The sequence below is a fragment of the Gordonia sp. ABSL11-1 genome, assembly GCF_030315685.1.
GTDB lineage: Bacteria > Actinomycetota > Actinomycetes > Mycobacteriales > Mycobacteriaceae > Gordonia.
Genome location: NZ_JASXSI010000004.1, coordinates 75042 through 100933, shown reverse-complemented (window position 1 = coordinate 100933; position 25892 = coordinate 75042). Strand labels below are relative to the sequence as shown.

Below are 25892 nucleotides of genomic sequence, written 5' to 3'. Positions count from 1 at the left end.
TCGTGTTTCGGGTGTGGGTGTGGACGGCGCGGCGTCAGTCGTGATGACAGCCGTGTGCGCCGGGGGAGGGTTCGACGTCGAGCGCCGGGTTGCGATCGAAGAACCCGAAGGGCTTGAGCCAGAAGGAGACCGTGTCCACGGGCATCACCGGCCAGTCCTCCGGGCGGGTGATGTGATGGATGCCGAAGGTGTACCAGAGCACGACGTCGGTGTTCGAGATGGACCGGTCGGCCTTGGTCCACTCACCGAGGCCGGTGTCGTGATCGGACTGGTTGACGAACTCGCCTGCCGGCCAGCGCTCGTCGGCGTTGTTCGGGGTGACCCACAGGGTGTGCCCGATGACCGTGGCGCGCCGGAAGATCGGTGAGGCGGGATCGAACATCGCGGGAAACGCGCCGGTCGGCACCAGTTTGTAGGCGGGGTGATGGCCGAGTGCGGTGGTCACGTTGGTGTTCGCGACCTTCCACGTGCGTTGCGTCGCGAAATCCGGGTCCTGTCTGCCCTCGGACTCGGTGTGCAGCTCGGTGTTCTGTTGCACCAGTGACAATCCCAGCGGATTGCCCGGACCCATCGGCTCGGCGATCGTCTCCGATGCGAACACGGTGTTGTCGGTGCCGTCGATGTCGAGGTCGAGGCGCGCCACCAGGAAGTGCTGGTGGAACGGTGCGTACGTGCGGTTGTCGATGGTGGTGCCGTGCGGATTCGACGTCACGCCCGGCGGCATCGGGGTGGTGACCATGATGCCGGTGGCGCGCACCTCGCATTCGATGTTGCCGTCCTGGTAGAACCGCCAGTACACGAGGTACTCGTAGTTGGCCACGGTGACATGGGAACTCACCGTGAGACGGCGCATCCGTCGTACCTCGGCACCTGCGTCGTGGTCGACGTGCTTCCACAGGACGGCGTTGTCCTCCTCGTGGATGCAGATGGCGTTGGTGATGGTGAACGGTTCGCCCGCACTGTCGTGCAGGACCGCATCGAGGTAGCGGATCTCGCCGAGGCAGTCACAGCCGAGTTCCAGTGAGGTGGTCATGAAACCCAGCCCCCACTCGCCGATGTCGAACGCCGTACGGCGGTAGTGGTCCTCGCAGTGATCACGGTAGGGGACGACCATCTCGGCGAACGAGAGCCGGTGGGCGACACTACGTTCGCGTCCGGCATCGGTGTAGGTGATGGCATGCAGTGTCATGCCCTCTCGATAGTTGAAGCCCACCCGCACCGACCAGTTCTGCCAGGTCAGCTTGTTGCCCTCGAGTGTGAACGACGGCCCCTCGGGCTGGGTGATCTCCAGTGGCTTCAGCGGAGGCCGACGGAACTCGTCGCGGATGCGCTGCGGGATGTGCCGCGGCACGTACTCGCCCATCACCTCGGGCTGCTCGAATCCGCCGCTGTCCTCGATCCGCAGCAACTCCATCGTGTTGACATCGATCACGCAATGCAGTCCGGCCACCGGGTTCGCGTAGGGGTTGGAGCCGTCCGCATTCTTCACCCAGGTGTCCGACCATCCCAGCCGACGACCCTCGAACTGCTTCGGGATGACGGCCCCGCCGTAGGTCCAGGTGTCCATGAAGACCTTGTCCAGGTCGGTGATCCCGCGTGCGGCCAACGCCGCCTGCACATCCGGGTGGGCCCGCAGGACGCGGTCGCACTCCTCGAACTCGTCGACGGTGAAGTTCGCCTGCGCACCCGGGATGTGGTCGAACGTCTCGACCCGGTCGTCGGACAGCGACACGAACGACTTGTAGGTGGCGTTCTCGCCGGAGTCGAGGCAGATCACGATCGCCCGTCGTGCCGGGGCCGTCCCGTCCGCGGCGTACGCGGCCAGTTCGACCTTGCCCGGTTCCGCCAGTTCGATCGACGCAATGCGCCAGCCGTCGCCGACGCCGTGCTCCCGGGCCAGGATCGCGGTGACCGCCCGGAACTCGTCGGTACCGAGTGGGTCGAGGGGATGCGCGAAATCTGTGGCTGCGATCGCGGTGTCGGTCATCGGTGGAACTCCTCACGGGTTGGCGGGCGGGAGGTCGACGGGTGTGCGGGCGGGCAGGACTGGTCGGGCAAGGGTGGCGGGTGGCCGTCTGGCGTGGGCGTCAGCCGGCGGCGAGCGCTTCACCCAGGATGGCGAGCGCCTCCCGGAGCAGGTCGTCGCCGATGACCAGCGGCGGCAGCAGGCGCAGGATGTTGCCGTAGGTGCCGCAGGTCAGCACGACGACCCCCTGGGAGATCGTATGGGCGGCAGCGGCCTTGGCCAGCTCGGGGTCGGGTTCGGTGGTGCCGGGCTTCACCAGTTCGACGGCGATCATCGCCCCGCGGCCGCGGATCTCGCCGATCACGTCACGTCCGGATGCCGCCAGCGACTCCGCCGTCGACGACAGCGAGGCCGTGACGATCTCGCCGATCTCGCGAGCGCGGCCGGCGAGATCGAGCGTCTGCATCGCCTCGATCGCGGCGAGCGCCGCGGCGCAGGCCACCGGGTTCCCGCCGTAGGTACCGCCCAGACCACCCGGATGAACCGCATCCATGAGGTCGGCATGGCCGGTGACCGCGGCCAGCGGCATCCCACCCGCGATGCCCTTGGCCATCGTGACCAGATCGGGGATGACGCCCTCATGGTCGCAGGCGAACCAGTCGCCCGTTCGGCAGAACCCGCTCTGTACCTCGTCGGCGACGAACACGACGCCGTTCTCGCGGCACCACTGCGCCATGGTGGGCAGGAAACCCGGTGCGGGGACGACGAATCCGCCCTCACCCTGGATGGGCTCGACGATCACCGCCGCGACGCTGTCGGCCGACAGCTGCTTGTCGATCATGCCGATCGCCCGCTGCGCTGCGGCCACACCGTCGGTGCCGAGGGGATCACGGTACGGATAACTCATCGGCATCCGGTAGACCTCAGGGGCGAACGGACCGAAATTGTGCTTGTACGGAATCGATTTCGCAGTGAGCGCCATGGTCAGGTTGGTGCGTCCGTGATAGGCGTGGTCGAATGCGACGACCGCGGTACGTCCGGTGGCCAGGCGCGCGATCTTCACCGCGTTCTCGACGGCCTCGGCACCCGAGTTGAACAGCGCCGACCGCTTCTCGTGATCGCCGGGCGTGAGCTCGTTGAGTTTCTCCGCGACGGCCACGTACCCCTCGTACGGCGTGACCATGAAGCACGTGTGGGTGAAATGATGCGCCTGCTCGGCAACAGCGTCGGCGACCGCCGGATTGCTCGCCCCGACGGTGGTGACCGCGATGCCCGAGCCGAGGTCGATGAGCGAGTTGCCGTCGACGTCGACGATGATCCCGCCGTCGGCGTCGACGGCGTAGACGGGTACCGCCGACCCCAACCCGGCCGCGACCGCGGATCTGCGGCGTTCGGTCAGCTCGGACGAGCGCGGCCCGGGCAGCTCGGTGACCAGGTGACGCTTCTGCGGTAGCCGGTGGGTGGTGGTCATCGTCGCCTCACTTCGATCGGACTCGCTACTCGATGTTGCTCATGACGTGCTTGACCCGGGTGTAGTCCTCGATGCCATACAGCGACAGGTCTTTTCCGTGCCCGGAGTGCTTGAACCCGCCGTGCGGCATCTCGGCGACCAGTGGGATGTGGCAGTTGATCCAGACGCACCCGAAGTCGAGCGCGGCCGACATCCGCATCGCGGTCGAGTGATCCGAGGTCCAGACACTCGACGCCAGGCCGTAGGCGACGTCGTTCGACATCTCGATCGCCTGCTTCTCGTCGGAGAACGGCTGCACCGTGATGACCGGTCCGAACGTCTCCTCCTGCACCAGCTTGTCGTCCTGGCGGACACCGGTGATGACGGTCGGCTCGATGAAGAAGCCCTTGTCGCCCTTGCGTTTGCCGCCGGCGGCGACGGTCGCGTGCGGCGGGATGTTGTCCAGGATCGACGACACCTTGCCGAAGTGGTTGACGTTGTTGAGCGGTGGGACGGTCGCCTTCTCCGCCTCCTCGACGAGCAGGTCGACGACCCTGTCGTGGATGGAGTCGTGCACGAGGACACGGGTGACGGCCGTGCAGTCCTGCCCGGCGTTGAAGAACGCCGCGGCCGCAAGCGGTTCGACGGTCTTGTCGAGGTCGGCGTCGGCGAACACCACGGCCGGGGCCTTGCCGCCGAGTTCGAGGTGCGCGGTCTTGAGGTTCTGTGCCGCCGATACGGCCACCGCGATGCCGGCCCGCACCGACCCGGTGATCGAGACCATCCGCGGTGTGGGATGCCCGACGACGGCGGCGCCGGTCTCACCGTTGCCGAGAACGACGTTGAGCACACCCGGCGGCAGGATGTCCTTGCTCGCCGCGGCGAGCGCGAGCGTCGACTCCGGCGTGGTGTCCGACGGCTTGAGCACCACCGTGTTGCCGGCGGCGATGGCCGGGGCGATCTTCCAGATCGCCATCATCAGCGGGTAGTTCCACGGGGTCACCTGCCCGATCACACCGACCGGCTCGCGGCGGACGAACGAGGTGTGGCCGGTCATGTACTCGCCCGCGGACTTGCCCTCGAGCATGCGTGCCGCGCCGGCGAAGAAGCGCACCTGATCCGCGCCGACGGTGACCTCCTCGTCGGCGATCTGGTCCTCGGGCTGTCCGGTGTTGCGGGCCTGCGCCGCCACCAGCTCGTCCGATGCGGCCTCGATCGCGTCGGCGAACTTCAGCAACGCCTTCTGGCGCTCCGACGGGGCCCTCTGACTCCACGCGGGGAACGCACCGGCGGCCGCCGCCATGGCGGAGTCGACGTCGGCGGCGGTGGAGACCGGTGACACGGCGACCACGGATTCGTCGACCGGATTGACGATGTCGATGGTCTCGGTGGAGGTGGATGAGACGAACTCGCCGTTGATGTAGTTCTGCAAGACGGACATGGTGCTGTCGGACATGGTGCTGGCCCTCGCGATGGTGCGGTGGTGGATTGTCGGTTCAGACCCCAGTGTTCGCCTCCGGACGCCCGGACGTGGCCTGCCAATCTGTACAAGCACTTTCGTAGATCGCTCCACTATGTCCATGGATGGGTAGGGTGGCGGTGTGACGACCGTGCGGTGGTTGATGGCCCAGCGCCGGCTGGAGCTCGCCCTGCGCGGGGGTGCCGCGGGCCTCGGCCGACAGCTGGACTGTGCGGTGTCGTCGGAGCTGGTGAACGCGGGCGAGTGGCTGTCCGGCGGGGAGGTCCTGCTGACCACCGGCATGCGACTCGCCGACGACCCCGACCTGCGCCGCGACTACCTCCGCCACCTCGACGAGGTCGGTGTCGCGGCGGTCGGATTCGGCGTCGGTTTCGGGTTCGACGCGGTGCCGCCGGAGATGTCGGAGGTCGCCGACGACCTCGGGCTGCCACTGTTCGAGGTGCCGCTGCCGGTCCCGTTCTCGGCGATCACGCGAACGGTGCTCGACCAAATTGCCGCACAGCGTTCGGCTCGACTCGTGTCGGCCACCAAGGCGCAGCCGCGGATGACCCGGGCCGCCGCGTCGGGCGGATCGGCGGCTCTCGTCCGTGAACTCGCCGACGCGGTGAGTCATGATGTGGTCCTCCTCGACACCGGTCTGGCCGTGGTCGCCACGGCTCCCCGCACCATCGCCACCGCCGATCTCAACCGGATCCGCGACCTCGTGATGCGCGACCCGGCGTCGGCCGGGGCCGTCCGTGTCACGGGCACCGCGACGATCACGGTCGCGCGGATCGGATCGGGCGGCCGCACCTATGGGCATCTCGGTGTCGTCGGACCGATCGCGCTCGATGACGTCGAGCGCATGCTGCTCGGGCACGCCATCTCCCTGCTCGCCATCGAGCACGCCGCACCGCGTCAGGTGTCGCGCGACGTCGCCGACGTCCACGACGATGTGCTCGCACTGGCCATGGACCCCGCCGGCTCGAGCACGGTCGGGCCCGGACTGCGCCGGATCCTCGGTCGGGCCGCCGATCCGTCGGGACGCGTCCGCGCGGTCGCGTTCGCCTTCACCGATGCCGACGCCGCCACCCACGGCCGCAGGCGCCTCGTCGACGAACTGGAACATCGCTGGCGTCCGGTGTTCGTGCACCGCGACGGCCCCGACGTCATCGCGGTGCTTCGCGGTGACGACCGCACCGACCTCGCCGCCGGGCTGCTGACCATGTTGAATGCGACCGCGCCGGTGTCGGGGGGCATCGGGTCGGTGACCCTCGCACGGGATGTCGGCGAGTCGGTGCGGCAGGCCCGGTTGGCCTGCCGGTCGGCCGCCGTCGGACAGATGGTCGACCTGCACGGCAGCCGGTCACTGCTGGCGATCGACCCGGTGCGCCGCGCGCTCAACGACGCCTTCGACCAACGGCTCCGGCCGGTGCTCGACCACGATGCCGACCACGGCACCGCCCTACGGGAGAGCCTGCTCGCCTACCTCGAGGCCAACGGCAACTGGGGTGTGGCCGCTGCCGCGCAAGGCGTACACCGGCATACCCTGCGGCACCGGATCGAACGAATCGAGGACATGCTCGAGGTGGATCTGTCGGATGCCCGGACGCGCGCCGAGCTGCTGCTGATGATGTTGGGCGCCGGCGCATGAGGGCCGTCCGCATGGTGTGCGCGGCGGTCGTGGCCGTCGTGATGGCGACCGCCGGGTGTGCGTCCTCGACCTCGGATCAATCGGGTTCGGCGACATCGGCTTCCGCGACGTCGGGTTCCGCCCGGCCCGACGACACGAGAACCCTCGCGAACCTGGGGGACAGTTTCAGCGCCGCCGTCGGCGTGCAGCCGCTCGTCGAGGACTCCTACTTCCTGTGCATGCGGTCATCGCGCAACTTCGCGCACGTGCTCGCCGCCCGCGAGACCTACCGGCTCGATGACGTCAGTTGCGGCGGCGCGGACACCTCCGACTTCTTCGACGCCCAATACGACGGTGTCCCACCGCAGATCGATGCCGTGTCGGCCGACACCGACGTCGTGACGGTCATGATCGGCGGCAACGACAGCAGCGTGTACACGCGGGCCATCGGCACGTGCTCGGATGTCGCGGCGACGGATCCGACCGGATCCCCCTGTCGGGACGCATACGGCGACGAGTACGTCGACATCATCCGTGACCGCACGTATCCGGCTCTGCGACGGGCACTCTCGGCCGTGCGGGCGAAGGCCCCGGACGCCCGGGTCGTCGCCGTCGGTTATCCGTGGATTCTGCCCGAGCGGACCGGCTGCTATCCGACGGTGCGGGTCGCGACCGGCGACGTGCCGTACCTGCACGACCTGCAGGCCGAGCTGAACGATGCGATCCGCCGGGCCGCCCAGGTCACCGGTGTCACCTATGTCGACATGTCGTCGGTGTCGCAGGGCCATGACGCGTGCGCGCCGGTCGGGCAGCGCTGGGTCGAACCGCAGACCGGCGCGAACGGCGCGGCGCCGGTCCATCCCAACGAGCTCGGCCAGCAGGCGATCGCCGACCAGATCGCCGCGGTGCTCCGCTAGCCCGCCGCTAGCCCGCCGCTAGCCCGATCCGAGAGCAGCCCTGGAGGTCACGGGCGACAACTATTGTGGCCCCTGACGTCCAGGGCTGCAGCTGTATATGGCTTGTTCTGTCCACAGGCAGAAATCTCTCCACAGATCTGCGTCCGAGTTGTCGGCAGGCGGTAGTGCACCTCGCTCAGGCGACATCCTTTGTGCCATGACCTTGCTCGAGATCGAGAATCCGTACGGGGTGCTGTCCTGGGCCGAGATGTCGTCACAAGGGGTGACGCTCGCCGAGGCCAGGCGGGGACTGGCGGACAAGACGATACGCAGGATCCGGCGTGGTTGGTACGCATTCACCTCCGCGGATGCCACTGTCCTCGAGGCGGTCACGGCCGGCGGAGTGCTGAGCTGCCTCTCCGCGCTCAAGCTCCACGGGGTGTGGGTCCCGGTCCATACGAAGAAGGTTCATGTGCGTGGCCGCGAGTCGGCTCATCGCGGTGGTCGGGGGAGACGCTTCTGCAAGTGTTACGGCGCTCCGGAGCCGGAGGTGTCGGCTGTCGACGACGTTCGGACGGCGTTCCGCCACGCACTGAAGTGTCTCGACGACGAAGGCATCGTCGTGATCTGCGATTCACTACTCCACAAGGAACTGCTCGAGATGTGTGACCTCGAACAGCTGATGGCATCTGCGCCGCGACGAATCCGACGCCTGCTCGCGCGGTGCGACTCGAAGGCCGAGTCCGGTACGGAGACGATGGTTCGGCTTCGCCTACAGCTCGCCGGGATCAAGGTACGCGCTCAGGTGAAGATCAAGGGAGTCGGACGTGTCGACCTGTTGGTAGGCACTCGCCTGATCATCGAGGTGGACAGCAAAGAGTTCCACGACCGGACGCCCGAGCAGCGCGAGAAGGATCGACGACGCGATGAGGAGGCCGCACGTCTCGGGTACGTGACCTTGCGCTTGAGTTACCAGCGGGTGGTCAACGACTGGGACCAGGCCGAGAACACCGTGCGTGACCTGGTCCGCCGACGCGAACATCTGAAGAAGCTGCCGACCGGCAGGCGCCGCCGGCGCCGGAAGAAGGCCGATCCGACAGCAGCCTGAGCGGGCGACGGCGACAACAGTTGACGTGACATCACTCTCTTGCTGCAGCTGAATCGGCGGCAGAACCCGCAGGTCGCAGCCTGAGAGCAGCCTGAACGATTTTGGCCACGTCGACGGCGTTTGGAACACTGGAGCCCGTGACCCGTTCCGCTGATGCCGCCCCGACGTCCGCGGCGCTGTTCCGCCGCGCTGCACAGGCGATTCCCGGAGGGGTCAATTCCCCGGTCCGCGCGTTCTCCGCGGTCGGCGGCGATCCCCGCTTCATCGCGTCGGCCAAGGGCAACCGCCTCATCGACGCGGACGGCAACGACTACGTCGACCTCGTCTGTTCCTGGGGACCGATGATCCTCGGACATGCACATCCGGCCGTGGTCGAGGCGGTGCAGAAGGCAGCCGTCGACGGTCTGTCGTTCGGCGCGCCCACCGAGGCCGAGATCGCCCTCGCCGAGGAGATCATCGACCGCGTGGACCCCGTCGAACTCGTCCGGCTGGTCAACTCGGGCACCGAGGCCACCATGTCGGCGATCCGCCTGGCCCGCGGATTCACCGGCCGCTCCAAGATCATCAAGTTCGCCGGCTGCTACCACGGTCACGTCGACGCCCTGCTCGCCGACGCCGGTTCCGGCGTCGCAACACTGGGCCTCCCGACCTCTCCGGGCGTCACCGGCGCCTCCGCCCACGACACCCTCGTCCTGCCGTACAACGACCTCGCGGCCGTCGCGAAGACCTTCGAGGAATTCGGCGACGACATCGCCGCGGTCATCACCGAGGCTGCGGCCGGCAACATGGGTGCCGTCGCACCGCGGGACGGATTCAATGCCGGCCTGCGCGAACTCACCCGCCGGCACGGCGCGCTGTTCATCATCGACGAGGTCATGACCGGTTTCCGGGTGAGCCCATCCGGTTGGTACGGACTCGAGGGTGTGGGTGCGGACCTGTACACCTTCGGCAAGGTGATGAGTGGCGGGCTGCCGGCGGCGGCCTTCGGCGGTCGCGCCGACGTCATGGAACGTCTCGCCCCGACCGGCCCCGTCTATCAGGCGGGCACACTGTCCGGCAATCCCGTCGCCGTCGCCGCGGGTCTCGCGACGCTACGTCACGCCGATGCCGCCGCCTACGCCGCGCTCGACGCCAACGCTGATCGTCTCGATGCGCTGCTCACCGACGCTCTGACGACCGCGGGTATCGCCCACCGTGTACAGCGCGCCGGGAACATGCTGTCGGTCTTCTTCACCGACCAGACCGCGCCGATCGTTGATTATGCGGGCGTGAAAGCCACCGAGACCTGGCGTTTCGCGCCCTTCTTCCACGCGTTGCTCGATCAGGGGGTCTACCCACCCCCGAGTGCCTTCGAGGCCTGGTTTGTCTCGGCGGCGTTGGACGAGGATGCTTTCTCACGAATCGCCGATGCACTGCCGGCCGCTGCCCGCGCCGCCGCATCTGCGTACAGAGCTGACCCGGGGGAGACCAGGTGACCAACACGATCGTCCACATGATGCGCCACGGCGAGGTGCACAATCCCGACGGGATCCTCTACGGCCGACTGCCCGGCTTCCGTCTGTCGGAGAACGGGCGGGCGCAGGCCCGCAAGGTCGCCGACACCCTCGCCGACCACGACATCACGGCGGTGTTCGCGTCACCGCTGCAGCGTGCGCAGGAGACCGCGACACCGATCGCGTCCGCCCACGGTCTGTCGATCGTCACCGACGACGAGCTCATCGAGGCCGACAACGTCTTCGAGGGACTCAAGGTCTCCGTCGGCGACGGCGCGCTGAGCAAGCCGCGGCACTGGCCCAAGATGCGCGATCCGTTCACCCCGTCCTGGGGCGAGCCCTACATCCAATTGGCGCACCGCATGCTGGCCGCGGCCAACAAGGCGCGCGACGCGGCCCGCGGGCACGAGGCGGTCTGCGTGAGCCATCAGTTGCCGGTCTACACCCTGCGCCGCTTCCTCGAGGGCCAGCGCCTCTGGCACGACCCGCGGCGTCGGCAGTGCTCACTGGCCTCGCTGACCAGCCTCATCTACGAGGGGGATGCCCTCGTCGACATCATCTACTCCGAGCCGGCGGGCTCCTCGGATCCGCTCGCGACCGGGGCGTGATCATCATCCCGGTGCGATAGGACGAGCGTGCGCAAGGTTTCTCTGCTGCTGACGGTGTTGGCGGCCCTGGTCGGTGTGATCAGCGGCTGCGGTACCGGCGACGACGCCGTGGCGCAGGGGGACACCTTCCAGTTCGTGTCGCCCGGCGGGCAGACGGTCATCACCTATCCGGTCGCCGACCGCAAGAAGGTCGCCGACCTGTCCGGCCCGGACCTGGTCACCGACGCACCGCTGTCGCTGTCCGACGACCGCTTCCGCGACAAGGTCGTCGTCGTGAACGTCTGGGGTTCGTGGTGCGGTCCGTGCCGCGGTGAGGCCGACGACCTCGAACAGGTCTACGAGCAGACCAAGGATCTCGGCGTGGAGTTCGTCGGCATCAATCTGCGCGACGACCGCGACTCCGCCAAGGATTTCGTCGCCGACCGCAACGTCGGCTTCCCGTCCATCTACGACTTCGACGGCATGACCCTGTCGGCGTTGACCACTCCGACGGCCGTGGTTCCGACAACCGTCATCCTCGATCGCCGGCACCAGCCCGCCACGGTGTTCCTGAAGGCAGTCACCGCCGAGGAACTCGACGCCGCGGTCCGCCGCGTCGCCGCCGAATCGCCTGCCGCCACGACCCCGGCACCCGCCTCGGCCCCGGGGCAGCCATGACCTCGACGATGACCACCGTCACGGCGATGGTCGACCTCACCCCGCAGGCGGCCGTCGGCGAGACGTTCGCCACCACAGTGTCCAGCGGTCCGCTGCTGCTGGCGCTGGCCGCATGTGTGGTCGCCGGACTCGTGTCGTTCGCGTCGCCCTGCGTCGTCCCGCTGGTTCCCGGATACCTCTCGTATCTCGCGGGCCTCGTCGGCGCGGAGGCCCCGGCCGTCAGCGTCGGCGAATCGGCCAAGCGCGGACGCTCCCGCGTCGCCGTGGCCGCCGCGCTGTTTGTCCTCGGCTTCACCGTTGTCTTCGTCGCGGCCACCGCGACGGTCCTCGGCATCACCAGCACGTTCGTGGTGAATCGTGAACTGCTGCAACGTATCGGCGGTGTCGTCACCATCGCCATGGGCCTGGTGTTCATCGGCCTGGTGCCGATGATGCAGCACGAGTTCCGGTTCGCGCCGCGCAACGTCTCCAACATCGTCGGCGCCCCGCTGCTCGGCGCGGTGTTCGCGCTGGGCTGGACGCCGTGTCTCGGACCGACCCTCGCCGCGGTCATCGCGACCGCCAGCGGCACCGAGGGTGCCACCGCGGCCAAAGGCGTCGCGCTGATCGTTGCCTACTGCGCCGGTCTCGGCATCCCGTTCGTCATCCTGGCGTTCTCGTCGGCGTGGGCGCTGCGCAGCCTCGGCTGGCTGCGCGATCACGCCCGCGCGATCCAGGTCTTCGGCGGGATCATGCTCATCGCCGTCGGCGTCGCCCTGGTGACCGGGCTGTGGGATCAGTTCATTGTCTGGGTCCGTGACGCCTTCATCACCGACACGGAGTTACCCGTATGACCGACACCGACGTCGCCCCCGAACCCGATGTGGCCCAGGGCCCCGGCCCGTCGCGTCCGCACTGGTTTGTGCGTCGCGTCCTGTGGCCCGCCCGCAATCTGTGGCGCTCGCTGACCTCGATGCGGACAGCCCTCATCCTGCTGTTCCTCCTGGCACTGGCCGCCATCCCCGGCGCGCTGCTCCCGCAGCGGTCGCTGAACGAGCAGAAGACGCTCACCTACATCGACGACCACGGCTGGATCGGTCAGACGATGGACCGTCTGCAACTGTTCGACGTCTTCTCCAGCACCTGGTTCACCGCGATCTATGTCCTGCTGTTCGTCTCCCTGGTGGGTTGTCTCACACCGCGGATGGTCGAACACTTCCACAGCCTGCGCGCCAAACCTGTTGCCGCGCCCCGCAATCTGAGTCGTCTGCCGAGGCACGTCAGCCAGGAGGTCGACGGCACACCCGACGAGGTCGCCGAGCGGATCTCGACGAATCTGCGCGGTTGGCGTCGGACGACGACCGTTCGCCCGTCGTCGAAGGCGTTTCCCGAGGGCACGGTCGAGGTGTCCGCGGAGAAGGGGTATCTGCGCGAGTTCGGCAACCTGGTCTTCCATTTCGCGTTGCTGGCGCTGCTCGTGTCGATCGCCGTCGGCAAGCTGTACGGCTACGAGGGCACCCGTAGCCTGGTCGCCGACGGTGAGCAGGGCCTGTGCAACACCTCGACCGCGGTCTACGACTCCTTCCGCGCCGGCAACCTCGTCGACGGAACCGACCTGGCGCCGTTCTGTTTCCGCGTCGATCAGTTCGACGCGAGCTTCCTGCCCAACGGCCAGCCCGACATGTACACCGCGAAGACGCGCTACACCGAGGGCACGACGTCGTCGGACTCGTCGACGTGGAAGCAGGCGACGATCCGGGTGAACGAGCCGCTGCGCGTAGCGGGCGACCGCGTCTACGTCCTCGGCAACGGGTTCGCCCCGAAGTTCACCGTCACCTTCCCGAACGGGCAGGAGCGGTCGCAGACCGTGCTCTTCATCCCGGACGACATGCAGACGATGATGTCCTCGGGGGCGGCCCGATTCGACACACCGGCCGGGCTCTACCCCAACGAGGACGAACGCCGCTCACATCAGATCGCGCTCGAGGGGCTGTTCGCGCCGACCGCGGCCTTCCACGGGACGCTGCTGCTGTCGTCGTCGCCGGAGCCGAAGGATCCGTACGTCGCCATCCGCATCTACGAGGGTGACACCGGGCTCGACACCGGTAAACCCCAGAACGCCTACTCGCTGGATCAGGGGCTGATCCAGCAGGGACGTCTGCAGCAGCGCGCCCAGGTCAACCTGGCGCAGGGGCAGACGCACGCCCTGCCCGACGGCACCTCGGTGCGGTTCGACGGCTACGACCGCTGGGTGTCGGTGCAGGTGTCGCACGATCCGGCGCAGATCTGGGTGCTCGTGTCGTCGATCGTGATGCTCGGCGGACTGCTCGTCTCGTTGCTCATCCGCAGGCGCCGGATCTGGGTGCGGCTGGTGCCGGTGACGACATCGGTTTCCGGTGACCCGGGCGAACGACGTACTGTAGTAGAAATTGCCGGTCTGGCGCGGACCGATCAGGCGGGCTGGGGCGAAGGCTTCGAGGAGCAGGCCCGCGGCCTGGTGCTCGACCCGAACGATCCGGATGCAGGGCGTCCGTCACGACGGCGGCGACTGTAGCGACCGCAGCAGAGAACTGGAGGGACGGGTGCGATGAACACCGGCTCGATACACGTCGACGAGACGCTGGCGCGATACTCCGATCTTCTCTTCGGCACCGCCATCACCATCTACGTGCTGGCGATGGTGCTGTTCCTCGCGGCGCTCGCCGGCGCCCGCAGCCGGAAGCTGGCGGCGGCGTCGCAACTCGTGACCGCCGGCGGCGCCTCGGTCACCGTCGACGACCGCGCGCCCGGACGCGTCGGGCGGGCCCCGCGCCGCAGCCTCGGCGAGCGTCTCGGCAACATGGCCTACCCGGTCGTCATCGTCGGGCTGATCGCCCACGTCGCCTCGATCGTCCTGCGCGGCATGGCCACCGACCGTGCCCCGTGGGGCAACATGTACGAGTTCATCTCACTGACCTGTGCCGCCTGCGTCGTCGCGGGTCTGGTGGTGTTGCGCAAGCCCGAACATCGCCCGTTGCTGTCGTTCGTGCTGTTGCCGGTCGCGCTGCTGATGTTCATCGGCGGCCGCTGGCTCTACACCCAGGCCGCGCCGGTTGTGCCCGCCCTGAAGTCGTACTGGCTGGCGATCCACGTGTCGATCATCTCGATCTCGTCGGGTGTGCTGCTGGTGTCCGGCGTGGCCAGCCTGCTGTATCTGGCGAAGATGCGCTGGGGCCGCCCCGAGAGCGAGGACACCGCCGCTGTCGGTGGTGGGTTCGTCGCCGGTGTGCGCCGCGTCGTCGACCGGATCCCGTCGGCGGACACCCTCGATCGCCTCGCCTACAAATGCGTCGTGTTCGGCTTCCCGCTGTTCGGTCTCGGTGTGATCTGTGGCGCGATCTGGGCCGAGTCGGCATGGGGGCGCTTCTGGGGCTGGGATCCCAAGGAGACGGTGTCGTTCATCGCGTGGGTGATCTACGCGGCGTACCTGCACGCCCGCGCAACCGCCGGATGGCGCTCCCACGCGGCCGCCTGGATCAACGTGGCAGGTTTCGTCGCGTTGCTGTTCAACCTGTTCATCATCAACCTGGTGGTGTCCGGGCTGCACTCCTACGCGGGACTCTGATCCGGATCACGCGGCGCGACGGACTTGTTGTCCAGCGCCTGTGTCTTGACCACCTTCAGTAGGTCGATGAGGACGTCGATGGTGTCCGGGCAGATCGCCCGAACGTCGATCCCCGACAGGTGGGTCCCGGTCGTCGCGAGCATCTCCACGTAGTCGCGCTGCTGCCGCACCCGATCGAGATCCTCGTCGGGGTTGGCCAGGAAGTACGTGACGCTCACCTCGAAGGCCCGCGCGATCGCCTCGACCGTCCGGAACGACGGAGTCCGGGCCTTACCGGTGCGCAGCTGCGAGATGTAGGCGTCCGACAGCGAGTAGCCGAGCCCGTTGGCCCGTTCCGCGATCTTCTTCCCGGTATACGGGAGCCCGTTCTCGTCCCGAGAGTGTTCGAAGAGGTATCCCAGCCTCTCCGCGAAACTGGAGTCGTCGTCCGACGCCGACAGAGGGCGTCCGTCCCCCGTTGTCAACGGCGATCATCCCCGCATGATTCGTTGATCTCCCACACCTTTCGCCGGCCGTCCTTCGCAGGACGGCTCCGGGTGATGAAGAGAGATTACCCTACCTCTCGGTAGGGTCGCCCTGCTGCCGGAGTAGGGCCGGACGCGCATCAGGATCACCTCAGAGGGCCGTCAAGTGGATAATCCACTTTCCGCCACCCTCACGTGACTTTCATGCGGGCCGGCGACGAGGTGCGAGTGTCACCCGGTCCCGTGGGGAGCGAGCGTGCGAGCGTCACGAAGGGCAGCCCGCCCGAAGTTCCGCTCAGATGTCCTCGCCGTCGGCGCCGTTGGGCCCGCGGGTGCGACGGTCGAGATCGAGCAGGAAGTCCGGATCATCGTCGGGGCCAACGGGTCCCGACGGCTGGCGCGTCGGCCGCTCGTCACGGTTCTCGGAGTCCGCGAGCTGGGGGCCGAATGCGCGCCACAACAGGAAACCGATCGCGGCGATGCCGATTACGGCGAACAGAAACGTCATGGCAACCTCCCGTAAACCAGCGTACGTGAGGTTGCCATGCTGCGGGGGCGACCCCGGTCAGTGGGTGCGGCGGTTCAGCAGTTCGACGACGTCGGACTCGCGGAAGCGACGATGGCCGCCGGGGGTGCGGATCGAACCGAGCAGCCCGGAGCTGGCCCAGCGGGCGACGGTCTTCGGGTTGACGTTGAACATGGCGGCCACCTGGCCGGGGGTCAGGGTGTGCTGACTCGCGAGGCCGGGGGTGATGATGCCCGGGTGGACTGTGTCGGCGATGGTCACGTGAGTTCCTCTCATCTCCGCTGCAACGATGAATAATCGGGGCGCGAGTTCATGGATACACGCCGAACACCCAGGTACTCGAACGGTCAGCAATTGGTAAAGAGAGTGCAAAGGCCGCAATTCGGGCGTCCCGATCGCCCCGAATGGGCGAATTCCGGGTCCGCGGCAGGTCCCGGCCCCGCCTCCGGGGGCGGCAGTACCCTGATAGCCGTGAGTGAAGAGAAGGAACCCACCGTCGGCAGCGTCGCCTTGTCGGTGGCGTTGTACACGCTGGCGCGGCTGGCCCTCGTGGTCGTCGTCGCCGCGATCATCATGGGCGTGGGTGCGTTGTTCGGGGTCGAGGTGCCCCTGCTCGTGGCGGCCGTGTTCGGTGTGCTGATCGCGCTGCCCCTCGGTCTGGTGCTGTTCAAGTCGCTACGGCTTCGCGTGAACCGACAGATCGCCGCGGTCGACGACTCCCGCAAGAAGCGGCACGACGACCTGCAGTCGCGGCTGCGTGGACAGTCGGACTGAGTCGATGATGCAACCGACCAGGATCGTCGACCATCGCGCCGACCGCTCGTGGTCGGAGAACGCCGTCCGGCTGATCGAGGCGGACGGTCGACGCAGTGCCGATACGCACCTGCATCTGGTCACGCTGCCACCGTGGTCGCGCTGGACCGTCGACGGCCGCGAGACCGGTGTCGACCTGTATCTCAAGGACGAGAGCACCCACCCGACCGGTTCGCTGAAGCACCGGCTGGCCCGATCGCTGTTCCTGTATGCGCTGTGCAACGGCTGGATCACCGAGGGCACGACGGTCATCGAGGCGTCGTCGGGGTCGACGGCGGTCAGCGAGGCCTACTTCGCGCAGCTGATCGGTGTCCCGTTCATCGCCGTGATGGCGTCGAGTACGTCGCCGTCGAAGACCGCCCTCATCGAACGGCAGGGTGGCCGTTGCCATTTCGTCGACCGCCCCGGCGACGTCTACGCAGAGGCGCTGCGCCTCGAGGCCGAGCTCGGCGGACACTTCATCGACCAGTTCACGATGGCCGAGCGTGCCACCGACTGGCGTGGCAACAACAACATCGCCGAGTCGATCTTCGCCCAGATGGCCGAGGAGGAGCACCCGATTCCGACCTGGCTCGTCGTCGGCGCGGGTACCGGCGGCACATCGGCGACCCTGGGTCGCTACCTGCGGTACCGGCGTCACCCGACGTGGCTGGCGGTGGTCGATCCGCAGAACTCGGTCTTCCTACCTGCCTACGAATCGGCCGACGGCACACTGACCTCCGAGGTCGGGTCGCGGATCGAGGGCATCGGTCGTCCGCGGGTCGAGCCGTCGTTCGTCTCCCAGGTGATCGACAAGATGATCGGGGTGCCCGACGAGGCGTCGATCGCCACGGCCCGCTACATCAGTGAGCGGCTCGGACGACGGGTCGGCGGATCGACCGGCACCAATCTCTGGGGCGCACTGCAACTGGTTTCCGGGATGGCGTCCGAGCGCAACCCCGGCAGTGTCGTCACCCTGCTGTGTGATCCCGGGGACCGTTACACCGGAACCTATTTCGACGACGACTGGATCGCCGCGCAGGGATTCGACCTGAGTGAACCGACCGCGGTACTCGACGAGTTCTTCGCGACGGGACGGTGGACCGCGCCGGCGGGGTGAGCGAACTCGCGAGCGTCACCCGGTTCCTGAGGAGCGAGCTCGCGAGCGTCACGAAGGGCCCGCCACCTAGGGTGACCTCAGCACCGTCGGCTACCATCTCGCTGTGGGCGATGTCGTGGGTGAACCGCTGGTCAAAGCCGTTGATCTGGTGCGCGAGTACCGGATGGGCGATCAACTCGTACGGGCGCTCGACGGCCTCGACCTGACTCTCGACGGCGGCCAGTTCGCCTCGGTCGTCGGCCCGTCGGGTGCCGGCAAGAGCACCCTGCTGCACGTCCTGGGTGCTCTCGACACACCGACGTCGGGGACCATCAGCGTCGACGGCGTCGACCTCGGTTCGCTCGACGACGAGCAGGCGTCCGCCTTCCGACGACACCGCGTCGGGTTCGTCTTCCAGTTCTTCAATCTCGTGCCGACGATGTCCGCATGGGAGAACGTCGCCCTGCCCCGGCTGCTCGACAGTCAGTCGTTGCGCAAGGCGAGACCGCGTGCCGTCGAACTCCTCGAGCGTGTCGGGCTCGGCGCCCGCGTCGATCACCGGCCGTCGGAACTCTCCGGCGGGCAGATGCAACGCGTCGCGATCGCGCGGTCGCTCATCATGGACCCGACCATCCTGCTCGCTGACGAACCGACCGGGAACCTCGACTCCAAGACGGGCGACTCCGTGCTCGAGCTGCTGTCCGAGGTGGCTCATGACACCCCGAACCGACTTGTGGTGATGGTGACGCACGATCCGCACGCCGCGTCCGTCGCCGACACCACGATCACGGTGCGCGACGGGAAGATCGCGTGAGCGAACCGTCGTCGAGGCCGGTTGCCCGGCGGGCCGGTCCGATCCGTTCCGTCGCCGCCGGGTTCTCCCGCATCCGCGTCCTCAACCTGCGTGAGATCCGGACGCATCGACTGCGGGTGACCACGTCGCTGCTCGTCGTGGTGGTCGCGTCGGCGCTGCTCATCTCGGTGCTCGGGCTGTACGGTTCGCTCACCGAGTCGGTCCGGCAGGTGAACGCGGCGATCTCCGGGACCGCCCAGGTCGAGGTGACCGCGATCGCCGATTCCGGCATCGACGCCCAGATCGCCGGCGACATCCGCGGTGACGTGCCGGACGCGAAGTCGGTGGTGCCGCTGATCCGCGACTCCGTCGTCATCGACGACCGCAGAATCGCTTTGCTGGGTTCGGATTTCCGCGTTACCGCGCTGTCCGGCGAACTGCAGAAGGCGGTGTCGCAGGAGCAGTCCGGATCGTCGGGTATCGATCAGACCGACCTCGAGGACGGCATCGTCGCCGGTGCCGGGACCGGGTTGCGCACCGGGCAGGAGATCACCCTCAACGGTGTTCCGGTGCGGGTGATCTCGGTCATCGATGGTGACCAGGGGGCCGCGCTCAACAACGGCAACTTCGTCTTCGCCTACCTCGGTCTGGCGCAGAAGCTCGTCGCACGCGAGGGCAAGGTCGACTCGATCCTCATCGTCGCCAAGCCCGGCGTCGACATCCCGCAGCTGAAATCCCAGGTATCGCAGGTCGTCGACGGACGAGCGGCCGTCGTCGATCCCGAGTTCCGGGCCAAGCAGGCAGAGGTGGCGGGGTCGGTCACCCGCGACGCCACGCTGCTGGTCTCGCTCATCTCACTCGTCATCGCCGGATTCCTGGTGTTCAACACCATGAACATGGCGGTCGCGTCCCGTCGTCAGTCGTTGGCGATGATGCGCGCGCTCGGTGCCAAGCGCGGTCACCTCGTCGGCGATCTGCTGGGCGAGTCCGCGCTGTTCGGCCTCGTCGGCGGGCTCATCGGTCTGCCGATCGGCATCCTCGCCGGGCGGTGGGCCATCGGTCGCATCCCGGAGGCGAGTGCCGACTCGATGGCCACCGTCGTCAGCTATCACCTGCCGGGTTACGCCCCCGTGGTCGCGGTCGGTGCGTGCGTGGTGGCCTGTGTCGCCGCGACATCGCTGGCGGCTCGATCGGTGTTCGCGGTGTCGCCGGTGGAAGCGATGATCGCCGGAGAGATTGACGACAGTTCGACGAAACCCGGTCGGGCGGTGTGGGTCTCCGGGGTCGTCGGCGTCGCACTGCTGATCGCGTCCTGGTTCGTCGCGACGACGGTGCCCGGCAGGCCGGCGATCCTCGCCGGTGCCGTCTACGCCGTCGGCGGCCTGCTGCTGTGTTACGCGCTGACCACCCAGCTGGTCGCGTTGGTCGTGATGCTGACGCGGCGGTTCCGCGGTCCCGGGCAGCTCGCCGCGGTCAACACCGAACGCGCTCCGCGCCGTGCCTGGGCCACGCTGATGACCGTCGCCGTCGCGGTCGCCGTCGGCATGGGTACGTCGGGTGCACTCGACAACCTCGTCGGATCGATCTCGAATTCTCTTGACGGACTGGCTGATCCGAACTTCTACGTGGCCACCGACGTCGGCGGCGGGCTGCCGACCGGTCCCGCGCTGTCGTCGGCGATCAAGCCCGAGGTGGAGAAGATCCCGGGTGTCACCGAGGTCGTCGGCACGCAGTGGGCGGGCATCAATGTCGGTGACGCCAAGGTGTACGTGCAGGGACTCGAGCCCGGATCGTTGGCGCCGTTCGTGAAGAAGGCGAGTCCGCAAGCGCTACAACAGGTTCTGGACGGTGACGGGATCTTGTTGTCGAATGTGCTCGCGCGCACGCTCGACGTGGGGACCGGCGACACCCTGCGTCTGGCGACCCCGAGCGGGAGCCGGGAGATCGTCGTCCGCGAGATCGTGAACTACATCTCGATGGGTTCGGGCACCGCGGCGATGTCGAACACCCTGCTGTCGGACTGGTTCGACCGACCCGCCGACACCTACCTGCAGGTCTCGACCGATCCGGCGGCCGATCAGGGGCAGATCCGGGCGCAGTTGGAGGCGATCGCCACGGCCAATCCGTCGGCAGGTGGGCAGAAGGTGCACGTCGAGTCGGGCACCGAGGCGCTCGAGGCGGCACAGGCACAGGCCCAGCAGGCCGGCGCGTTCACGGTCGCGATCCAGTGGATCGTCGCCCTCGCGGCGGCGGTTGCGCTGCTGAACACCTTGTTGCTGTCGGTGATCGAGCGCCGACGTGAGATCGGCGTCCTCCGCGCGATGGGTGCCTCGCGGCGCTTCGTGTCGCGGATGGTGGTCTCGGAGGCTGCCGGTGTCGCCCTGATCGGGTCGGCCACCGGCCTGATCCTCGGCAGCGCACTGCACTACCTCTCCGACAAGATCCTGTCGGCGACGACATCGATCGACATCGCCTACTCCCCGCGGCCGACGACCCTGCTGTTCGTCGGCGTGGCCTGCGCCCTCTGTGTCGTCGGTGCCCTCGTCCCGGCCATGCGCGCGTCGCGGATGAACATCAGCGAGTCGATTCTCGACGAGTAGGTGGCCGTGGCGCCGGCGGGCCCACAGCCCGCGCGACAACCTACCGGAACTCCGGCATGACCTCCTTGACGAACATCTCCAGCGAGGTCCGCTTCTCGTCGTGCGAGAGTCCGTTGTCGATCCAGAAGCTGTACTCGTCGACGCCGAGGTCCTGGTACTCGTGCAGACGTGTGATGACCTCGTCGGGTGTACCGATCATCGCCGTCCTATGCAGCGAATCCAGCTCGAACTCGGGGCGTTCGGCGAACTTCGACGTCGGGCTCGGCGCGAGGAAGCCGTCGACCGGGGTGGTCTTGTTGCCGAACCAGGCGTCGAAGGTCCGGTAGTACTTGGAGACGCCCTCGGCGGCGGGCCGCCATCCCTCGGGATCGTCGGGAGAGTGGACGTGCGTGTGGCGCAGCACCATCAGCTCGGGGCGGGGCACCTCGGGATGATTGGCGACGGCGGTGTCGAACTTGCGCTTGAGGTCGACGACCTCCTCGTCGCCCTTCATCAGCGGGGTCACCATCACGTTGCAGCCCTCGCGGACGGCGAAGTCGTGCGAGTCGGGGTCGCGGGCGGCCACCCACATCGGCGGCGTCGGCCGCTGCACCGGCTTGGGCACGCTCGTCGACGTCGGGAACTGCCAGATCTCCCCGTCGTGGGTGTAGTCGCCCTGCCACAGCTTGCGGACGGCCGGAACCAGCTCGCGCAGGTGTTTGCCGCCGTCGGAGGCAGCCAAACCCGGTGCCATCCGGTCGAATTCGTACTGATAGGCGCCGCGGGCGAGACCGACCTCCATCCGGCCGTTGCTGATGACATCGAGCAGTGCGGTCTCCCCGGCGACCCGGATGGGATTCCAGAACGGTGCGATGATGGTTCCGGCGCCCAGGCGGATCGTCGACGTCTGGCCGGCCAGGTAGGCGAGCAGCGGCATCGGGCTCGGTGCGATCACGTATTCCATCGTGTGGTGTTCGCCGATCCAGACGGTGCTGAACCCACCGGCTTCCGCGATCTGGGTGAGCTCGGCGAGGTTCTGGAACAACTCCCGATGGCTCACGCTGTCGTCCCAGCGCTCCATGTGTACGAACAGTGAAAACCTCATCGCATTCTCCTCTCTCAGCGTCCGGACGCGGCTGCTGCATCGTCGCGCTCGGCGATGGTCGTGTCGTTCGATGCCCACGCACCGCGCGGCACCTGCCGCACGATCACGTGGATGTTCTGTGGCAGGGCGTCGACGGTGCGGACGGCCGCATCGTGCACCTCGTGCATCAGCCTCCGGAGCTGGTCGGGTGACCGCCCTTCGGCGATGCTGATCTCGATGAGCGGCATGTCAGCTCCTCAGCACGAACGGGTCGGCGACGGCATCCTCGCTGGTGTTGATCCAGACGCTCTTGAGCCGCGTGTATTCCTTGATCGTCTCGGTACCGTGCTCGATGCCGACGCCGCTGGTCTTGAAACCCTGTCGCGGCGACATCGGCGACATCGCGCGATAGGTGTTGACCCACACGGTGCCGGCTTCCAGCCGTGACGCCATCCGGTGTGCGCGAGACAGATTCGACGTCCACACGCCTGCCGCCAGACCGTAGTCGGTGTCGTTGGCCAGGCGGAGGACCTCGTCCTCGGAGTCGAACGGCATGATCGCGGCAACCGGACCGAAGATCTCCTCGCGCACCACCCGCATGTCGTTGTCGACGTCGACGAGCACGGTCGGCTCGTAGAAGTACCCGCCGAGACCGCCGTCGCTGGAATTCCCTCCCGTGAGCACCCGGGCACCCTCGTCGCGCCCGATGTCGACATAGGACGCAACCTTGTCCCGCTGCGCCTCGAAGGCCAGTGGTCCGAGCTCGGTGGCGTCGTCGAGCGGATCGCCGATCCGGATCGACCGTGCCCGCTCGGTGACGCGTTCGAGCAGTTCGTCGTAGACGGCGCGCTGCGCGAACACCCGGCTGCCGGCGATGCAGGTCTGTCCGGCCGCCGCGAAGATTCCCGCGACCACACCCATCGCGGCATTCGCGACGTTGGCGTCGTCGAAGACGATGTTGGGTGACTTGCCGCCCAGTTCCAGTGTGGAGCCGATGAATCGGGACGCCGTGGCCGCAGCGATCCGTGATCCGGTCGCAGTGCTCCCGGTGAACGAGATCTTGGCCAGTCCGGGATGATCGACGAGGGCCTGTCCGGCCTCGGCGCCGAATCCGGTGACCACGTTGACCGCGCCGGGCGGGAACCCGGCCTCGACGGCGAGTTCGGCCAGCCGGAGCACGGTCGCCGACGTGTACTCCGACGGCTTGACGACGACGGTGTTCCCCACGCACAGTGCCGGCGCGAGCTTGCTCGTCGTCAGCGTCAGCGGGGAGTTCCACGGTGTGATCGCGCCGACGACGCCGAGCGGTTCGCGTGCGGTGTAGTTGATGACGGCGCGGTCCGACGTCGGGACCACGTCGCCGTGGATCTTGTCCGCGAGGCCGGCGTAATAGTAGTAGTACTCCGGCAGGTTGGCGAGCTGACCGCGCATCTCGCGCAACAGTTTTCCGTTGTCGCGGGACTCCGAACGAGCCAGCTCCTCGGCATTCTCGCCGATGAGGTCGCCGAGCTTGCGAAGCAGATGTCCGCGCCGGGTCTGGGTGAGGTCACGCCAGCGCGGATCGTCGAATGTCGCGCGGGCCGCCTGCATCGCGGTCTCGATGTCGGCCGTGTTGCCACGAGCGGCCTCATAGAGTGTTTCTCCGGTGGCGGGATTGGTGCTCGCGAAGTACTCACCGGATTTCGGGGCGACGCGTTCGCCGCCGATGAAATGCTCGAGCTTCGTGTGTTCAGACATATGTGTGTTCTCCGATGAAGGCGGTCAGGTGATCGACGAACTCCCGAGGACGTTCGACCGGCATCATGTGGCGGGCCCCGGCGACGACGACCTCCCGGCAACCGGGAATCGCGTGCGCGAGCCGATGCGTCATCTCGGGCGTCGAGCCCGGATCGTTCTCCCCGGTGATGGCCAGTGCGGGGACGGCGATCTCACCCAGTTCCGGACCGATGTCGGCGTCGCCGGTGGCGAACACCCGGTAGCAGTTGCGGAAACTGGTGGGGTCGGTGGATTCCAACACGGACCTCGTCTGTGAGATCAGCTCGGCCGGCACGTCGGTACCCTGATACCACCGTTGCAGCGAGGCGTCGGTCGCCGCGCCGATATCCTGTTCGGCGGTGTGCAACCGGGCGAGGACGGCCGCCCTCTCGTCGTCGGTGCGCCGGCACACCGAGCTCACCGACGTCACCGACGACACGGCATCCGGATGGAAACGCGCGATGTGTTGCGCCACCAGGGCGCCCAGCGAGAAGCCGACGAGGTGTGAGCCCGACGGGATCTCCGGCAGCACGCCGTCGGCGAGATCGGCCAGCGTCGTGCCGGCGGCGGCCGGCGGATGGACACCGTGCCCCGGGAGATCCGGTGTGACGACGTCGAACTCGCCGTCGAGCAGGCGCGCGACCGGATCCCACATGGTGTGGTCCAGGCCCACTCCGTGGAGCAGGACGATCGTCGGCGTGGTCATGATGGAACTCCTACCGGTGACGGGAGATCACTGCTCGCTGGACAGGGCGGCGAGTCGCTGCTGCGGACGGCCCTGAGCGGCTGCCGCCAGTGCGATCACGATCTCGTCGGGATGCGGAGCGTCGGCGATGCGCACCTCGACCGTCTGGTGATGTGACCGGATCGTGGCGTCGGTGATGTGCTTGAGGGGGATGTCGAAGAGAACGCCTGCGGGACCGCGCTTCTCGACAGCGGGCAGCAGGGTGGTCGCGTTCGCCGCCTTGCGGAAGTGATCGCCGAACTTCAGAGTGTGGATGAGCCCGGAACCGTGTTCGATCTCCCCGTCGAGTCCGACGATGGCTGCCTTGCCGTAGGCCTCGGCGGTCTCGCCGAGCGCCTCCAGGACCGAAGGCGCCAGCAGGGCGCCGAGATCGGAGGCGTGGGCATCGATTCCGGGTCCGAGGTCGTCGACGAAACCGGCACCTGCCCAGGGGTTCTCGATGACGGCGGCGACGATGGCCACGCGGGCGGCGGGACTGACCTCGCGGCCGCCCTCCGTCCGGATCTCTTCGACGACGGTCACGATCTTACGGATCTTCAGCACAGTGCACCTTCCAGGGTCGCGAGGGAAACGGCGGGGTCGGTCGAGCGGTCCCCGATCCGCGGATGCGGGCGGGGGCCGGTGGACGCGGCGGCGGCGATGACCAGTTCGTCGGAGCGCGGGGCATCGGAGACCCGGGTGGTCACCGTTTGATAATGGCTGCGAGTGGCAGCGGCGGTCTTGTGCCACAGCGGTACGACGAGCGCCTCGCCGGCATCGGCACGCGTGTCGGCGAAGCAGATGATCGATTCGCCCTCGAGGATCTCGCGCATCAGATTGCCGAAGTAGGGTGTATGGATGAGGGCTCCGCCGTGTTCGATCTCACCCGCGGTCCCCACGATGGCGGCCTTGCCGAACGCCTCGATCCCGTCGACGTCACCCAGTGCGCCGATCAGTTCGTCGGTGACGACCCGGGCGAGCACGGGCGCGATGCGACGCGCCTCGGCGGCCAGGTCCTGCGCCGGCCCGGTGCCCGCCCACGGGTTGCGCAGCACGACGGCGACCGTCGCCTGCTGGGCCGGACGCCCGGGCGCCACGCCCGATTCAGTGACGATCTGCTCGCGATAGACGACCACTTTGCGTATCCCGCACGCGGTGCCACATTCGTTCTCTTGCATGCCACAGAACGGTAGACCTCGATGCATACATGGTCAAGAGTTGGC

Annotated in this window: 25 protein-coding genes; 13 read left to right on the top strand and 12 right to left on the bottom strand. The window is 67.8% G+C overall.

What is annotated here, in order from left to right; all coding sequences use genetic code 11:
- Positions 1–34 precede the first annotated feature (34 nt).
- The 3 genes from QSJ19_RS06005 to QSJ19_RS05995 form a co-directional block, all read right to left on the bottom strand.
- Entirely contained in the window at positions 35–1987 is a 1953-nt protein-coding gene (locus tag QSJ19_RS06005) for a primary-amine oxidase (RefSeq protein WP_286319013.1), read from the bottom strand.
- A gap of 100 nt (positions 1988–2087) precedes the next feature.
- The gene (gabT, locus tag QSJ19_RS06000) at positions 2088–3437 is read right to left on the bottom strand and encodes a 4-aminobutyrate--2-oxoglutarate transaminase (RefSeq protein WP_286319011.1); all 1350 of its coding nucleotides are present in this window, start codon (positions 3435–3437) and stop codon (positions 2088–2090) included.
- A 25-nt stretch (positions 3438–3462) separates the two neighbouring features.
- Positions 3463–4872, bottom strand: a complete 1410-nt coding sequence (locus QSJ19_RS05995; RefSeq protein ID WP_286319010.1) for an aminobutyraldehyde dehydrogenase — start codon at positions 4870–4872, stop codon at positions 3463–3465.
- Between the two features lie 145 nt (positions 4873–5017).
- On the opposite strand from QSJ19_RS05995, the gene QSJ19_RS05990 reads away from it, so the two are divergent.
- The 9 genes from QSJ19_RS05990 to ccsB all read left to right on the top strand — a co-directional run bounded on the left by QSJ19_RS05990 (position 5018) and on the right by ccsB (position 14853).
- Complete coding sequence (locus QSJ19_RS05990; RefSeq protein WP_286319009.1) at positions 5018–6529, top strand: PucR family transcriptional regulator; 1512 nt, start codon at positions 5018–5020, stop codon at positions 6527–6529.
- Positions 6526–7425, top strand: a complete 900-nt coding sequence (locus QSJ19_RS05985; protein WP_286319008.1) for an SGNH/GDSL hydrolase family protein — start codon at positions 6526–6528, stop codon at positions 7423–7425. The genes QSJ19_RS05990 and QSJ19_RS05985 overlap by 4 nt, the downstream gene beginning before the upstream one ends.
- Before the next feature lie 196 nt (positions 7426–7621).
- Positions 7622–8512: an endonuclease domain-containing protein gene (locus QSJ19_RS05980; RefSeq protein ID WP_286319007.1), complete on the top strand. Its 891-nt coding sequence runs from the start codon at positions 7622–7624 to the stop codon at positions 8510–8512.
- 137 nt (positions 8513–8649) lie between these two features.
- Positions 8650–9987 carry a glutamate-1-semialdehyde 2,1-aminomutase gene (hemL, locus tag QSJ19_RS05975; protein WP_286319005.1) on the top strand — a complete coding sequence of 446 codons (1338 nt, stop codon included), beginning with the start codon at positions 8650–8652 and terminating at the stop codon, positions 9985–9987.
- A gap of 17 nt (positions 9988–10004) precedes the next feature.
- Positions 10005–10613 carry a histidine phosphatase family protein gene (locus QSJ19_RS05970; RefSeq protein WP_286319312.1) on the top strand — a complete coding sequence of 203 codons (609 nt, stop codon included), beginning with the start codon at positions 10005–10007 and terminating at the stop codon, positions 10611–10613.
- Positions 10614–10640: 27 nt separating this feature from the next.
- Complete coding sequence (locus QSJ19_RS05965; RefSeq protein ID WP_286319003.1) at positions 10641–11270, top strand: TlpA family protein disulfide reductase; 630 nt, start codon at positions 10641–10643, stop codon at positions 11268–11270.
- Positions 11271–11278: 8 nt separating this feature from the next.
- Positions 11279–12103, top strand: coding sequence for a cytochrome c biogenesis CcdA family protein (locus QSJ19_RS05960; RefSeq protein ID WP_286319002.1), 825 nt, complete (start codon positions 11279–11281; stop codon positions 12101–12103).
- Entirely contained in the window at positions 12100–13803 is a 1704-nt protein-coding gene (resB, locus tag QSJ19_RS05955) for a cytochrome c biogenesis protein ResB (RefSeq protein WP_286319000.1), read from the top strand. Before QSJ19_RS05960 ends, resB begins: the two co-directional genes overlap by 4 nt.
- Before the next feature lie 33 nt (positions 13804–13836).
- Complete coding sequence (ccsB, locus tag QSJ19_RS05950) at positions 13837–14853, top strand: c-type cytochrome biogenesis protein CcsB (RefSeq protein WP_286318998.1); 1017 nt, start codon at positions 13837–13839, stop codon at positions 14851–14853.
- Here ccsB and QSJ19_RS05945 read toward each other — a convergent pair.
- From QSJ19_RS05945 to QSJ19_RS05935, 3 genes are all read right to left on the bottom strand, one after another.
- Positions 14838–15317, bottom strand: coding sequence for a helix-turn-helix domain-containing protein (locus QSJ19_RS05945; protein WP_286318996.1), 480 nt, complete (start codon positions 15315–15317; stop codon positions 14838–14840). The genes ccsB and QSJ19_RS05945 overlap by 16 nt on opposite strands.
- A gap of 295 nt (positions 15318–15612) precedes the next feature.
- Entirely contained in the window at positions 15613–15825 is a 213-nt protein-coding gene (locus QSJ19_RS05940; protein ID WP_286318994.1) for a hypothetical protein, read from the bottom strand.
- 57 nt (positions 15826–15882) lie between these two features.
- Entirely contained in the window at positions 15883–16119 is a 237-nt protein-coding gene (locus QSJ19_RS05935) for a BldC family transcriptional regulator (protein WP_187587297.1), read from the bottom strand.
- Positions 16120–16209: 90 nt separating this feature from the next.
- On the opposite strand from QSJ19_RS05935, the gene QSJ19_RS05930 reads away from it, so the two are divergent.
- The 4 genes from QSJ19_RS05930 to QSJ19_RS05915 all read left to right on the top strand — a co-directional run bounded on the left by QSJ19_RS05930 (position 16210) and on the right by QSJ19_RS05915 (position 21127).
- Entirely contained in the window at positions 16210–16617 is a 408-nt protein-coding gene (locus QSJ19_RS05930; protein ID WP_502876100.1) for a DUF4229 domain-containing protein, read from the top strand.
- 7 nt (positions 16618–16624) lie between these two features.
- Complete coding sequence (cds1, locus tag QSJ19_RS05925; protein WP_286318993.1) at positions 16625–17755, top strand: L-cysteine desulfhydrase Cds1; 1131 nt, start codon at positions 16625–16627, stop codon at positions 17753–17755.
- Between the two features lie 163 nt (positions 17756–17918).
- On the top strand, positions 17919–18548 hold the full coding sequence (locus QSJ19_RS05920) for an ABC transporter ATP-binding protein (RefSeq protein ID WP_286319309.1): 630 nt from the start codon (positions 17919–17921) through the stop codon (positions 18546–18548).
- Entirely contained in the window at positions 18545–21127 is a 2583-nt protein-coding gene (locus QSJ19_RS05915) for an FtsX-like permease family protein (protein ID WP_286318991.1), read from the top strand. Before QSJ19_RS05920 ends, QSJ19_RS05915 begins: the two co-directional genes overlap by 4 nt.
- 40 nt (positions 21128–21167) lie before the next feature.
- On the opposite strand, the gene QSJ19_RS05910 is transcribed toward QSJ19_RS05915, so the two are convergent.
- Genes QSJ19_RS05910 through QSJ19_RS05885 form a run of 6 tightly spaced genes read right to left on the bottom strand, consistent with a single transcriptional unit; the run spans position 21168 to position 25847 of the window.
- A complete protein-coding gene (locus tag QSJ19_RS05910; protein WP_286318989.1) occupies positions 21168–22211 on the bottom strand; it encodes an LLM class flavin-dependent oxidoreductase in 1044 nt (347 codons plus the stop codon).
- A 14-nt stretch (positions 22212–22225) separates the two neighbouring features.
- Positions 22226–22438: a tautomerase family protein gene (locus QSJ19_RS05905; RefSeq protein WP_286318988.1), complete on the bottom strand. Its 213-nt coding sequence runs from the start codon at positions 22436–22438 to the stop codon at positions 22226–22228.
- A 1-nt stretch (position 22439) separates the two neighbouring features.
- A complete protein-coding gene (locus QSJ19_RS05900) occupies positions 22440–23927 on the bottom strand; it encodes an aldehyde dehydrogenase (protein WP_286318987.1) in 1488 nt (495 codons plus the stop codon).
- Entirely contained in the window at positions 23920–24651 is a 732-nt protein-coding gene (locus QSJ19_RS05895; RefSeq protein ID WP_286318985.1) for an alpha/beta fold hydrolase, read from the bottom strand. Before QSJ19_RS05895 ends, QSJ19_RS05900 begins: the two co-directional genes overlap by 8 nt.
- Positions 24652–24678: 27 nt before the next feature.
- Positions 24679–25233, bottom strand: coding sequence for an amino acid synthesis family protein (locus tag QSJ19_RS05890; protein ID WP_286318983.1), 555 nt, complete (start codon positions 25231–25233; stop codon positions 24679–24681).
- Entirely contained in the window at positions 25227–25847 is a 621-nt protein-coding gene (locus QSJ19_RS05885) for an amino acid synthesis family protein (RefSeq protein WP_286318981.1), read from the bottom strand. The genes QSJ19_RS05890 and QSJ19_RS05885 overlap by 7 nt, the downstream gene beginning before the upstream one ends.
- Positions 25848–25892 lie beyond the last annotated feature (45 nt).

What these genes read in the sequence shown, in the direction of transcription:
- QSJ19_RS06005 (WP_286319013.1), bottom strand. Translation starts at nt 1,987, where the DNA reads ATGACCGACACCGCGATCGCAGCCACAGATTTCGCGCATCCCCTCGAC.
- gabT (WP_286319011.1), bottom strand. Translation starts at nt 3,437, where the DNA reads ATGACCACCACCCACCGGCTACCGCAGAAGCGTCACCTGGTCACCGAG.
- QSJ19_RS05995 (WP_286319010.1), bottom strand. Translation starts at nt 4,872, where the DNA reads ATGTCCGACAGCACCATGTCCGTCTTGCAGAACTACATCAACGGCGAG.
- QSJ19_RS05985 (WP_286319008.1), top strand. Translation starts at nt 6,526, where the DNA reads ATGAGGGCCGTCCGCATGGTGTGCGCGGCGGTCGTGGCCGTCGTGATG.
- QSJ19_RS05980 (WP_286319007.1), top strand. Translation starts at nt 7,622, where the DNA reads ATGACCTTGCTCGAGATCGAGAATCCGTACGGGGTGCTGTCCTGGGCC.
- QSJ19_RS05970 (WP_286319312.1), top strand. Translation starts at nt 10,005, where the DNA reads ATGATGCGCCACGGCGAGGTGCACAATCCCGACGGGATCCTCTACGGC.
- QSJ19_RS05960 (WP_286319002.1), top strand. Translation starts at nt 11,279, where the DNA reads ATGACCACCGTCACGGCGATGGTCGACCTCACCCCGCAGGCGGCCGTC.
- resB (WP_286319000.1), top strand. Translation starts at nt 12,100, where the DNA reads ATGACCGACACCGACGTCGCCCCCGAACCCGATGTGGCCCAGGGCCCC.
- ccsB (WP_286318998.1), top strand. Translation starts at nt 13,837, where the DNA reads ATGAACACCGGCTCGATACACGTCGACGAGACGCTGGCGCGATACTCC.
- QSJ19_RS05940 (WP_286318994.1), bottom strand. Translation starts at nt 15,825, where the DNA reads ATGACGTTTCTGTTCGCCGTAATCGGCATCGCCGCGATCGGTTTCCTG.
- QSJ19_RS05935 (WP_187587297.1), bottom strand. Translation starts at nt 16,119, where the DNA reads ATGAGAGGAACTCACGTGACCATCGCCGACACAGTCCACCCGGGCATC.
- cds1 (WP_286318993.1), top strand. Translation starts at nt 16,625, where the DNA reads ATGCAACCGACCAGGATCGTCGACCATCGCGCCGACCGCTCGTGGTCG.
- QSJ19_RS05920 (WP_286319309.1), top strand. Translation starts at nt 17,919, where the DNA reads ATGGGCGATCAACTCGTACGGGCGCTCGACGGCCTCGACCTGACTCTC.
- QSJ19_RS05910 (WP_286318989.1), bottom strand. Translation starts at nt 22,211, where the DNA reads ATGAGGTTTTCACTGTTCGTACACATGGAGCGCTGGGACGACAGCGTG.
- QSJ19_RS05905 (WP_286318988.1), bottom strand. Translation starts at nt 22,438, where the DNA reads ATGCCGCTCATCGAGATCAGCATCGCCGAAGGGCGGTCACCCGACCAG.
- QSJ19_RS05900 (WP_286318987.1), bottom strand. Translation starts at nt 23,927, where the DNA reads ATGTCTGAACACACGAAGCTCGAGCATTTCATCGGCGGCGAACGCGTC.
- QSJ19_RS05895 (WP_286318985.1), bottom strand. Translation starts at nt 24,651, where the DNA reads ATGACCACGCCGACGATCGTCCTGCTCCACGGAGTGGGCCTGGACCAC.
- QSJ19_RS05885 (WP_286318981.1), bottom strand. Translation starts at nt 25,847, where the DNA reads ATGCAAGAGAACGAATGTGGCACCGCGTGCGGGATACGCAAAGTGGTC.